The organism is Xanthomonas sp. CFBP 8151 (assembly GCF_011761885.1).
In the GTDB taxonomy this organism is placed as follows: Bacteria; Pseudomonadota; Gammaproteobacteria; order Xanthomonadales; family Xanthomonadaceae; genus Xanthomonas; species Xanthomonas arboricola_B.
In genome coordinates this window covers 1511250-1523195 of the sequence record NZ_JAASQZ010000001.1, presented here as the reverse complement: position 1 = coordinate 1523195, position 11946 = coordinate 1511250, and the positions used below count along the sequence as shown (strand labels likewise).

Annotated in this window: 7 protein-coding genes; 4 read left to right on the top strand and 3 right to left on the bottom strand. The window is 68.9% G+C overall.

Features of this window, described 5'->3' with window-relative positions; all coding sequences use genetic code 11:
- Positions 1-303 precede the first annotated feature (303 nt).
- Complete coding sequence (locus FHT08_RS06430) at positions 304-1293, bottom strand: LacI family DNA-binding transcriptional regulator (protein WP_166774594.1); 990 nt, start codon at positions 1291-1293, stop codon at positions 304-306.
- A gap of 160 nt (positions 1294-1453) precedes the next feature.
- On the opposite strand from FHT08_RS06430, the gene ptsP reads away from it, so the two are divergent.
- The 4 genes from ptsP to FHT08_RS06410 all read left to right on the top strand — a co-directional run bounded on the left by ptsP (position 1454) and on the right by FHT08_RS06410 (position 8236).
- Positions 1454-3970, top strand: coding sequence for a phosphoenolpyruvate--protein phosphotransferase (gene ptsP / locus FHT08_RS06425; RefSeq protein WP_166774593.1), 2517 nt, complete (start codon positions 1454-1456; stop codon positions 3968-3970).
- A complete protein-coding gene (pfkB, locus tag FHT08_RS06420; RefSeq protein ID WP_104537014.1) occupies positions 3967-4923 on the top strand; it encodes a 1-phosphofructokinase in 957 nt (318 codons plus the stop codon). The genes ptsP and pfkB overlap by 4 nt, the downstream gene beginning before the upstream one ends.
- 113 nt (positions 4924-5036) lie before the next feature.
- Complete coding sequence (locus FHT08_RS06415) at positions 5037-6773, top strand: fructose-specific PTS transporter subunit EIIC (protein WP_166774592.1); 1737 nt, start codon at positions 5037-5039, stop codon at positions 6771-6773.
- 185 nt (positions 6774-6958) lie between these two features.
- Complete coding sequence (locus tag FHT08_RS06410; protein ID WP_166774591.1) at positions 6959-8236, top strand: carbohydrate porin; 1278 nt, start codon at positions 6959-6961, stop codon at positions 8234-8236.
- 597 nt (positions 8237-8833) lie between these two features.
- On the opposite strand, the gene secF is transcribed toward FHT08_RS06410, so the two are convergent.
- Both secF and secD read right to left on the bottom strand, forming a co-directional pair.
- Complete coding sequence (gene secF / locus FHT08_RS06405; RefSeq protein ID WP_104537010.1) at positions 8834-9802, bottom strand: protein translocase subunit SecF; 969 nt, start codon at positions 9800-9802, stop codon at positions 8834-8836.
- A 113-nt stretch (positions 9803-9915) separates the two neighbouring features.
- Positions 9916-11760 carry a protein translocase subunit SecD gene (secD, locus tag FHT08_RS06400; RefSeq protein WP_166774590.1) on the bottom strand — a complete coding sequence of 615 codons (1845 nt, stop codon included), beginning with the start codon at positions 11758-11760 and terminating at the stop codon, positions 9916-9918.
- Positions 11761-11946: the final 186 nt, after the last annotated feature.

The following is an 11946-nucleotide window of genomic DNA, read 5'->3' as shown; positions in this document are numbered from 1 at the left end:
CGCAGAACGAAAAGCCCCGGCAATGCCGGGGCTTTTTTGTTCGCGCGCCCGTGATCTCCCGTAGGAGCGCACCCGGGCGCGACAAGCCTTACCGGTAACGCCCCTCGCGCCCAGGTGCGCTCCTACGACATGGCAGGGATTGGGGGCATGGCGTGCTTGGGCGAGGCCTGCACCACGTACCGGCTGGCACCCGCACAGCATGATCCGCGACAGCCGCCACGCCATCGTAGGAGCGCACCTGGGCGCGATGGGCCTCACCGGTAACGCCCCTCGCGCCCGGGTGCGCTCCTACGACGAGGGCGGTTAGATGCGCGGGCGCGCGCCAGTGGAGCCGCGCACCACGCAGCGCCCGGTCATCACCATGCGACGGATCGGCAGCTGCGGGCTGGCCAGGCGTTCGAGCAGCAGCGACATCGCCGCGCGCCCCATGTCCTCGACCGGTTGTTCGACCACGGTGATGCCCGGCTCGACCAAGTCGGTCCAACGCTCGTTGTCGAAGCCGGCCAGGGCCAGGTCGTCGGGGATGCGCAGACTGGCGGTGCGTGCGGCCTTGAGCGCACCCATCAACAGCAGGCTGTTACTGGTGACGATGGCGTCGGGCCGGTCTGCGCTGGCCAGCCATTGGCCGACTTCGGCAATCGCCGCTTCGGCGGTGGGCGCCACTTCGCGGTAGGCCGGCGCCAGCCCTGGCGCAGCCATCGCGGCCAGATAACCGTTGCGGCGCTCGGTCGCGGTGGTACTGGTGCCGAACAACCCGCCGATGCGCCGATACCCCTGCGCCTGCAGATGCGCGACCAGTTCGCCCATGGCCGCGGCGTTATCCAGCACCACGCTGTCGTAGCGGCTGCCGGGCCCGGCGCGGTCCACCAGCACGGTCGGATAATCCAGCACCAGTTCGTGCATGCGCCCGACCGTATTGCGGGTCGGCGCAAAGATCAGCCCGGTGATGCGTTCTTCCTGCATCAATTGCAGGTACAGCGCCTCGCGCTCGGGGTCTTCGTCGGTATTGCACAGGGTCACGCGCATGCCGGCGCGATAGGCCACATCTTCCACCGCGCGGATCAGCGCGGTGAAGTACGGGTTGCGGATGTCGGCGACGATCACCCCCAGGATGCCGGACTGCTGGGACCGCAGGCGCCGTGCCATCAGATTGGGCCGGTAGCCGGTCTGTCGCACCGCCGCCTCGACCTTGGCGCGTACCTCCTCGCTGACCGGGCCGGTGCCCAGCGCGCGCGAGACCGTCGATTTGGAAACCCCGGCCACCCGGGCCACGTCATTGATGCTGATACTCACTGGGACCGTTCCCGCTCCATTTGCGCACCCGATGCCGGGCGCTGTCTCTGATTCGATGCTAACCCGAAAGCATTACAACGTTTTTGTGCAGCGCACATTGACCTGGAACGTGGGAACGTTCCCACTATACTGCCCAGCCCGTCCCTACCCGGAGTCCGTCTTGTCCTCTCCGTCGCCAGCCCCCGTCACTCCCGAACTCGTGCGCCTGCGTGCGCATGCCCGCGACAAGGACGACGCCATTGCGCAGGCCGCCCAGTTACTGGTCGCCGCCGGCTGCGTGGCGCCGGGCTACGACGCCAGCATGCGGCGCCGCGAAGGGCTGGCGAATACCTTCCTCGGCCACGGCCTGGCGATCCCGCACGGCGTCGGCGAAGACCGCCACCTGGTTCGCCGCGACGGCATCGCCGTGCTGCAGTTGCCCGAGGGCGTGGAGTGGAACCCGGGCCAGACCACCCGGCTGGTGGTCGGCATCGCCGCCCAGTCCGACACCCACATCACCCTGCTGCGCCGGCTGACCCGCCTGATCCAGGACCCGGCCCAGCTGGAAGCGCTGTTCACCACCGACGACCCGGGCGTGATCGTGGCGGCCTTGACCGGCGACCGCGCGCCCGACACCAGCGCCGCACCGGCCACCGACCTGGCCGAAACATTCGAGTGGACCATCGCCTACCCCAGCGGCCTGCACGCCCGCCCGGCCACCCGTTGGGCCGAGACGGCGCGCGGTTTCTCGGCACGCGCCCAGGTGCGCGCCGGCGACCAGGCCGCCGATGCCAAGAGCCTGGTGGGCCTGCTGCAGCTGGGCCTGCGTGCCGGCGACAGCATCACCGTCTCGGCCGAAGGCAGCGATGCGGGTGCGCTGCTCAAGCGCCTGCGCGCAGTGATGGACAGCCTGACCGCGCAGGAAAAGGCCGATGCCGAACGCGCCGCGCAACGCCGCGCCGCGCCGGTGGTCGGCTGGACGCCGCCGCAGGCGCAGCCGGCCATCGTCGGCATCGGCGCAAGCCCGGGCGTGGCGATCGGCATCGTGCACCGGCTGCGTGCGGCGCAGACCGAGGTCGCCGATCAACCGGTCGGGCTGGGCGATGGCGGCGCGCTGCTGCACGACGCGCTGACCCGCACCCGCCAGCAGCTCGCGGCGATCCAGGACGATACCCAGCGCCGGCTCGGTGCCTCGGACGCGGCGATCTTCAAGGCCCAGGCCGAGCTGCTCAACGACACCGACCTGATCACCCGCACCTGCCAGCTGATGGTCGAAGGCCATGGCGTGGCGTGGTCGTGGCATCAGGCGGTGGAACAGATCGCCTCGGGCCTGGCCGCACTGGGCAACCCGGTGCTGGCCGGGCGCGCGGCCGACCTGCGCGATGTCGGCCGCCGCGTGCTGGCCCAGCTCGACCCGGCCGCCGCCGGCGCCGGCCTGGCCGACCTGCCGGAGCAGCCCTGCATCCTGCTGGCCGGCGACCTGTCGCCGTCGGACACAGCCAACCTGGACACCGCGCGCGTACTCGGCCTGGCCACCGCGCAAGGCGGGCCGACCTCGCATACCGCGATCCTGTCGCGCACGCTCGGCCTGCCGGCGCTGGTCGCGGCCGGCGGCCAGTTGCTGGATATCGAAGACGGCGTCACCGCCATCATCGATGGCAGCAGCGGGCGGCTGTACATCGACCCGTCCGCGCTGGATCTGGACGCGGCCCGTACGCACATCGCCGAGCAGCAGGCCATCCGCGAACGCGAAGCCGCGCAACGCGCATTGCCTGCCGACACCAGCGACGGCCACCACATCGACATCGGCGCCAACGTCAACCTGCCCGACCAGGTCGCGATGGCGCTGACCCAGGGCGCCGAAGGCGTCGGCCTGATGCGAACCGAGTTCCTGTTCCTGGAAAGCGGCAGCACGCCCAGCGAGGACGAGCAGCACGCAACGTATCTGGCGATGGCGCAGGCGCTGGATGGCCGCCCGCTGATCGTGCGCGCACTGGACATCGGCGGCGACAAGCAGGTGGCGCATCTGGAGCTGCCGCATGAGGAAAACCCGTTCCTGGGCGTGCGCGGCGCGCGCCTGCTGCTGCGTCGCCCCGACCTGCTCGAGCCGCAGCTGCGTGCGCTGTATCGCGCCGCCAAGGACGGGGCGCGGCTGTCGATCATGTTCCCGATGATCACCTCGGTGCCGGAGCTGATCACCCTGCGCGCCATCTGCGCGCGCATCCGCACCGAACTCGACGCGCCCGAGGTGCCGATCGGCATCATGATCGAGGTGCCCGCCGCCGCCGCGCAGGCCGACGTGCTGGCGCGCCATGCGGATTTCTTCTCGATCGGCACCAACGACCTCACCCAGTACGTGCTGGCGATCGACCGCCAGAACCCGGAGCTGGCCGCCGAAGCCGACAGCCTGCATCCGGCGGTGCTGCGCATGATCCGCAGCACGATCGAAGGCGCGCGCAAACACCAGCGCTGGGTGGGCGTGTGCGGCGGCTTGGCCGGCGATCCGTTCGGCGCCAGCCTGCTGGCCGGCCTGGGCGTGCAGGAACTGTCGATGACGCCCAACGACATCCCGGCGGTCAAGGCACGCCTGCGCGGCGCCGCACTGAGCCAGCTGCAGCAGTTGGCCGAGCAGGCGCTGAACTGCGAAACCGCAGAGCAGGTACGTGCACTGGAAGCGCAGCGCGAGGGCCAGGCATGAACCTGCACGCCATCACGGTGACGCTGAACCCGGCGATCGACCAGACCATCCAGCTCGACAGCCTGCAGCCTGGCGCGGTGCATCGCGCCAGCAGCGTGCGCAACGATGCCGGCGGCAAGGGCATCAACGTGGCCGCCTGTCTGGCCGACTGGGGCAGCCAGGTCGCCGCGCTCGGCGTGCTCGGGGTCGGCAATGCCGGCGTGTTCGAGGCGCTGTTCCGCGAGCGCGGCATTGCCGATCATTGCCAACGCGTGGCCGGCGAGACCCGCACCAATCTCAAGCTGGTCGAAGCGCGCAGCAACGACACCACCGACATCAACCTGCCCGGCCTGCGCCTGGGCCCGCCGCATCTGCAGGGCGTGGCCGATCACCTCGCCCCGCTGCTGCGCCCCGGCCTGCCGGTGGTGCTGTCGGGCAGCCTGCCGGCCGGCCTGCCGGACGACAGCTGGGCGCAGTTGCAGGCCCAGGCCAGCGCCGCCGGTGCGCGCGTGCTGTTGGACACCAGTGGCGCGCCGCTGGTGGCCGCGCTCGGTGCCGCACGCCAGGCGCTGCCGTACGCGGTCAAGCCGAACCGGCACGAGCTGGAGGCCTGGACCGGCCGCCCGCTGAGCGACCGCGCCGCCCTCAGCGCCGCCGCGCACGAACTGATCGCACGCGGCATCCAGCTGGTGGTCATTTCGATGGGCACCGAAGGCGCGCTGTTCGTGCAGCGCGACCAGCGCCTGATCGCGCGTCCGCCGCGCCTGGCGCAGGGCAGCAGCGTGGGCGCCGGTGACGCGATGGTGGCCGGTCTGGCCGCCGCGCTGCTTGGCGACTCCCCCGATCTGGAAAGTTGCGCACGGCTGGCGACCGCGTTCTCGGTCAGCCGGCTGGAAAGCGGCGATGCGCGCCGGCTGAACCCGCAGCAGGTACGCAAGCTCGCCGGCGAGATCGTCATCGACCCGCTCTCGTAGCACCACCGCCGGCGCGAACGCTGGCAGCGCCAGCGCAGCGCGCCGGTGTTTTGCGCAAGACACCACGTATCCCGCCGGCACTTGCCGGCGACCGAACAACGCAGGAGATTTGCATGTCCTCTTCCATCGTGGTCATCGCCGCTGGCGACCGCAGCACCGAAGCCGTCCTGGCGGCCGAAGCGCTGCGCCGTGCGGCCACCGCAGCCGGGCGCAGCGTGACGATCGAAATCCGCAGCGACCAGGGCGTGCTCGGCGCATTGCCGGGCGACCTGGCCAGCGCCGCCAGCCAAGTGCTGGTGATCGGCGACGCCGATGCCGACACCGCCCGCTTCGGCGACGCGCAGCTGCTGCGGCTGAGCCTGGGCGCGGTACTGGACGACCCGGCCGCCGCAGTGAACCAGCTCGCCGCACCGGCAGCCGCAAATGCATCGGCTGCCGCAGGCAGCGCGGGCAACGGCAGCAAGCGCATCGTCGCGATCACCTCCTGCCCCACCGGCATCGCGCACACCTTCATGGCCGCCGAAGGCCTGCAGCAGGCCGCGAAGAAACTCGGCTACCAGATCCGCGTGGAAACCCAGGGCTCGGTCGGCGCACAGGACGCCCTGACCGACGCGGAAATCCGCGATGCCGACCTGGTGCTGATCGCCGCCGATCGCGAGGTCGACCTGGCCCGTTTCGGCGGCAAGCGCCTGTTCAAGAGTGGCACCAAGCCGGCCATCAACGATGGCCCGGCCTTGATCCAGAAAGCGCTGGCCGAAGCCGGCGTGCACGGCGGCGCGGCGCCGGTGGCGGGCGCCGCCAAGGCCGAAAACACCGGCAACGGCCGCACCGGCGCCTACAAGCACCTGATGACCGGCGTGTCGTTCATGTTGCCTTTCGTCACCGCTGGCGGCCTGTTGATCGCGCTGGCATTCGCACTCGGCGGCATCTATGCCGGCGACGATGCCCACCAGGGCACGCTGGCCTGGTCGCTGTTCCAGATCGGCGCCAAGGCCGGCTTCACCCTGATGGTGCCCGCGCTGGCCGGCTATATCGCCTACTCCATCGCCGACCGCCCCGGCATCGCGCCCGGCATGATTGGCGGCCTGGTCGCGGCCAACCTCAATGCCGGCTTCCTCGGCGGGATCATTGCCGGCTTCATCGCCGGCTACGGCGTGGCCGCGCTCAACCGCTACATCCGCCTGCCGCGCAACCTGGAAGGGCTCAAGCCGGTGCTGATCCTGCCGGTGCTGGGCACGCTGCTGGTCGGCCTGGCGATGATGTACGTGTTCGGCCAACCGGTGGCGGACCTGCTGGCCTGGCTCACCGCCTGGTTGCGCGGCATGCAGGGCAGCAGCGCGCTGCTGCTGGGCCTGTTGCTCGGCGGCATGATGGCCTTCGACATGGGCGGGCCGGTCAACAAGGCCGCCTATGCGTTCTCCACCGGCCTGATCGCCAGCCAGGTCTACACCCCGATGGCGGCCGCCATGGTCGCCGGCATGACCCCGCCGCTGGGCATCGCGCTGGCCACCTGGGTGTTCCGCAACCGTTTCACCGTGGAAGAGCGCGGCTCGGCCACGGCCGCCGGCGTGCTCGGGCTGGCCTTCGTCACCGAAGGCGCCATCCCGTATGCCGCGCGCGACCCGCTGCGCACCATCCCGGCGCTGGTGATCGGCTCGGCCGTGGCCGGTGCGATCTCGATGACCGCCGGTGCCGAGTTGAAGGCACCGCACGGCGGCATCTTCGTGCTGCTGATCCCCAACGCGGTGACCCACCTGCTGAATTACGTGCTGGCCCTGGTGGTCGGCGTGCTGGTCACCGCGGTGGCACTGCGCCTGCTCAAGAAGCCGGTGGCCGACGTGGTCGCCTGACCTTCGGCCACCCCGCCACTGGCGCTTGCCGCCCGCGCATGCGCCACGCCTGATCGCCGCCCCTCTCCACCCCTGACTGGTTTCACCGCTGCGCTGCGCACCTTCGTGCGCCGCCGGCGGCTTGCCCATCCCCTAGCTGTCGCGTTCGCCACCCGGCCACGCCTTCCTTCGTTCGGAGTCCTGCCATGACCGTCCTCGCCCCCCGCCATGCCCGTCCCCGCCTGCTGTGCCTGTCGCTGGCACTGGCGCTGACCCCGCTCGCCCACGCGCAGGATGCCGCCGATGCCTTCAAGCTCAAGCTGGGTTACACCGGCGAAGCCGCCTCGATGATCGATGGCGGCCGCAAGAACGGCGACGCCTACGCCGGCCAGCTGATGGTCGGCACCGATGTCGACATGGACCGCCTGTTCGGCTGGGGCGGCGCCACCGTCAAGCTGTACGTCACCAACCGCCACGGCACCAACCTGGCCAACAGCAGCATCGGCAACAGCACCTCGGTGCAGGAAATCTACGGCGGCCAGGGCACCCGGCTGGCCAACTTCACCCTGCTGCAGAAACTGTTCGACGACCGCCTGGAACTGGAAGCCGGCCGCAGCGTGGCCAACATCCACTTCCTCGGCTCGGACCTGTGCCAGTACTTCCAGGGCAACTCGGCCTGCGGCAATCCCACCTTCGTGTTCCGCACCAGCAACTTCACCTACTGGCCGGTGTCCAGTTGGGCCGCGCATGCCACCGCCTGGGTCACGCCCAAGGTCTACGTGCATGTGGGCGCCTACGAGGTGAACCCGGTGCAGGCCCAGGACGGCCAGCACGGCCTGAAGTGGAGCACCGACGACACCACCGGCGTGGTGGTGCCTTACGCGGTCGGCTACAAGAACAAGGGCGGCGACGGCAGCATGGCTGCGATATACGAACTGGGCGGCTGGCAGGACAACTCCGACTACACCGACCCGCTGCGCGACCGCAACGGCAACCCGGCAGTGCTCAGCGGCTTGGGCTACGAGAACAAGCAGGGCCGCTCGGGCATCTTCGCGCGTTTCGAACAACAGGTCACCAACCCGGATCCGTCCGGCGCCCGCGGCCTGACCGTGTTCGGCGCCATCCTCAAGAGCACCGGCGGCCAGGCGATCGAGGACCACTTCGTGCAACTGGGCCTGGTGCAGAAAGGCACCTTCGCCAGCCGCCCGCAGGACAACATTGCGTTTGTGATCACCCAGCAGAAGTACAGCGACGAGGCGATCGAAAACCTGCGCCTGGCGCGCGCCTCGGCCGGCGGCACCGGCACCCCGGCCGACAACCAGATCATGATGGAGCTGAGCTACGGCATCCAGGTCACCAAGCGCCTGCGCATCGCCCCGAACCTGCATTACGTGATCAACCCCGACCAGTTCAACGAACCCACCCGCACCAGCGATCTGAAGAACGCGCTGATCGCAGGCATGCGGATCGACTGGAATCTGTGAGTCCGCGAGGATCCGGGCGCGCGTTGCAGGACGGTGCAGCGCACTCACCTGGCCCGGTAGGAGCGCGCCCGAACGCGATGAGGCATTCCCGATAAAGCCCGGTCGCGCTCTGGCGCGCTCCTACGACGCATTGCAGTGCATGGGGTGACCTGGGTCCGGCGGATTCGGCCAGCGCGCTCGCCCGGCTTGGTAGGAGCGCACCCGGGCGCGATGAGGCATTCCCGATAAACCCGCGTCGCGCTCTGGCGCGCTCCTACGACATATCGCACTGCACGGGGCGACCCGGGTCCGGCGGATTCAGCCAGCGCGCTCGTCCGGCTTGGTAGGAGCGCACCCGGGCGCGATCAGGCGTTATCGATAAAGCCCAGTCGCGCTCTGGCGCGCTCCTACGACGCATTGCATTGCATCGGCTGACTGCGTCCGGCGGATTTACGCCCAACCCGGTAGGAGCGCACCCGGGCGCGATGAGGCGTTATCGATAAAGCCCGGTCGCGCTCTGGCGCGCTCCTACGACGCTATTGCGCTGCCCTGCGCGATGCGCCAAAACGACAAAACCGCGCACTGCGCGGTTTTGTCGTGATCGAAGATCGAGGGCGATCAGGGACGACGCGCCAGCGCCTCCACGTCCTTGGCCTTGGGCAGCAGATCCTGCTTGGTGACGGCAAACGGCCCGATGCTCAGCATCGGCACTGCCACGATCACTGAGGAGATCACCACGATCACCGCGCCGATCATGTGCGTCTCGGCCAGGCCTTCCATCGACTCGCCGCCGTAGATGTACAGGGCCAGCGCCGACAGGAAGAACATCACCGCGGTGATCACCGTGCGCGACAGCGTCTGGTTGATCGAGCGGTTCAGCACTTCCAGCGGCTCCACCCGCAACGCGCGGAAATTTTCGCGTACGCGGTCGAACACCACGATGATGTCGTTGATCGCAAAGCCCATCACCGACAACAGGCCGGCCAGCACGGTCAGGTCGAACTCGCGGCCGGTCAGCGACACGAAGGCCACCGTGACCAGCAGGTCGAACAGGGCGGTCAGGCTGGCGACCACCGCGAACTTCCACTCGAAGCGGAAGGCGATGTAGATCAGAAAGCCCACCAGCATGAACACGGTGGCGTACACGCCGTTCAAGGCCAGGTCCTTGCCGACCTGCGGGCCGACGAACTCGCCCGGCTGCACGGTGGCGGGGTTCTGCGCGGTGCTGACCGCCTTGCGCACTTCTTCGGCGACGCTGCTTGCGGCATCGTCGCGGTTGTTGTGCTGCTCGCGCGCCTGCAGGCGGATCATCACTTCGTTGCCGCCGCGCGCGTTCTGCACCTGGGCGTTCTCGAAGCCGGCCTTGGCCAGTTGCTCGCGCACCTGATCCACGTCCACGGTCTTCTGGAACGAGGTCTGCACCAGCGTGCCGCCGGTGAATTCCAGTGCGTAGTTGAAGCCCTTGCCGACGATGACGCCGACCGAGGCCACCGCGATCACCAGCATCAGGATCAGCACCGGCTTGCGCAGGCGCATGAAGTCGATCTTGGTGTCGTTGGGAATGAGATGGAGCGGGAACAATTTCATGGAAAAGATCTTCCGTTTAGACGTTGCGCACCGTCAGGATGCGCAACGCTTGCGAAGGGATTCATCCCCCGCCCCCGGCAGCGCGCTGCAGGGGGCAAGGCCGGACTCGCATCTCAGATGGCGACGGTCTTCAGCTTCTTGCGGCGGCCGTAGATCAGCACCGCCAGCACACGCGATACGGTGATCGCGGTGAACATCGAGGCGAAGATACCGATCATCATGGTCAGCGCGAAGCCCTTCAACGGACCGGTGCCGAACGCGTACAAGGCCACCGCCACGATCAGACCGGTGAGGTTGGCGTCCAGGATGGTGCCGCCGGCCTTCTCATACCCCGCGGCAATCGCCGATTTGGCCGGCACGCCCAGTCGCAGCTCCTCGCGGATACGCTCGTTGATCAGCACGTTGGCGTCCACCGACAGGCCCACCGACAGGGCAAGACCGGCAAACCCGGGCAGCGTCATGGTGGCGCCGAACAGGGACATCACCGCCACCACGATCAGCAGGTTGAACAGCAGCGCCACCGAGGTGATCGCGCCGAACACGCGGTAGTAGACGGTGAAGAACACCAGCGTGAACAGGAACGAGTAGATCACCGCGGTGACGCCCCGCTCCACGTTCTCCGCGCCCAGGCTCGGGCCGATCACGTACTCCTCGACGAAATCCATCGGTGCGGCCAGCGAACCGGATTTCAGCAGCTTGGCCAGGTTCTCGGCCTCCACCTTCTCCAGGCCGGTGGTCTGGAAGTTCTTGCCGAACACGCCGGCGATGCGGGTCGGCGACAGCGCCTCTTCCTTGACCCGCACGCTGCGCACTTCCTTGCCGTCGACCATGCTGACGGTGGGAATGCGCTCGATGTAGACCACCGACATCAGCTTGCCGACGTTGGCGCTGGTGTAGTCGAGCATGCGCTGGCCGGCGACGTTGTTGAGCGTCACCGCCACCGCCGGCATGCCGTTCTGGTCGGTGCTGACGCTGGCGCTGACCATCTGGTCGCCGGTCACCAGCGCGCGCTTGTTGAGCAGCACCGGCGCGCCGGTGTCGCGCACGCGGTAGACCTTGGCTTCGGGCGGGATGCTGCCGCTGCGCACCGCGTCTTCGGCATTGCCTTCGACCACGGCGCGGAATTCCAGCGAGGCGGTGGCGCCGATCAGGCGCTTGGCCTCGGCGGTGTCCTGCAGGCCGGGCAGTTCGACCACGATGCGGTCCTCGCCCTGGCGCTGGATGGTCGGTTCGGACACGCCCAGCGCGTTGACGCGGTTGCGCAAGGTGGTGAGGTTCTGCTCGATCGCGCCGCTGGCGATCTGCTTGAGTTCGGCCTCCGGCACCTTGACCGCGATGTTCTGGCCGCTGACCTCGTAGGTCAGGGTCGGCTGCGACTTGGCCAGCGCGGTACGCGCGGCGTCGACGCTGGCGCCTTCGCTCAGGCTGACCTGGATGCTGTTGTCGCCGCGGCGCTCGACCGAGCGATAGGCGATACGGCCGTCGCGCAAGGTGGTGCGGATGTCTTCGGCAAAGCCGTCCAGGCGCTTTTCCAGCGCAGCCTTCTGATCCACCTGCATGGCGAAGTGCACGCCGCCGACCAGGTCCAGGCCCAGCACCATCGGCCGGCCGCCCAGCTTGGCAAGCCAGTCCGGCACGGTCGAGGCCAGATTCAGCGCCACCGTGTAGTTCTCGCCCAGTTGCTGGCGCAGCACGTCGTTGGCGCGGGTCTGTGCCTGCAGGTTGGGCAGGCGCACCATCAGGCTGTCGCCTTCCGGGGTGACGGCCTTCGGCGTGATGCCGGCGGCCTTGAGGTCGGCGTCGATACGGCTGCGCAAGGCGTCGTCGAGCTTGGCACCGCGGCTGGCGGTGATCTGCACGGACGGGTCCTTCTGGTAGATGTTGGGCAGCGCGTACAACGCGCTGACCGCCAGCACCAGCAGGATCAGGAAATACTTCCAGCGAGGAAATTCGAGCATTGCGACAGTCCCGCGCGACGCCATCCCGGCGACGCGCCTAGCAGTGAGAACGACTTCAAGCGGCCAACACAATGTCGCCAGCGGTCGTCAGGTGGATGCGGCGGTGCGCGCGGAGCGGCGCGGTCAGCGCCGGTTCGCGGCACCGACTGCGCCCACCTGACAGTGAGCGCAGCGGTTGGTTGCCAC

Bases quoted from the DNA above. Each gene is read 5' to 3' on its own strand.
- secF (WP_104537010.1), bottom strand. From the start codon at position 9,802: ATGAAATTGTTCCCGCTCCATCTCATTCCCAACGACACCAAGATCGAC.
- FHT08_RS06415 (WP_166774592.1), top strand. From the start codon at position 5,037: ATGTCCTCTTCCATCGTGGTCATCGCCGCTGGCGACCGCAGCACCGAA.
- FHT08_RS06410 (WP_166774591.1), top strand. From the start codon at position 6,959: ATGACCGTCCTCGCCCCCCGCCATGCCCGTCCCCGCCTGCTGTGCCTG.
- pfkB (WP_104537014.1), top strand. From the start codon at position 3,967: ATGAACCTGCACGCCATCACGGTGACGCTGAACCCGGCGATCGACCAG.
- secD (WP_166774590.1), bottom strand. From the start codon at position 11,760: ATGCTCGAATTTCCTCGCTGGAAGTATTTCCTGATCCTGCTGGTGCTG.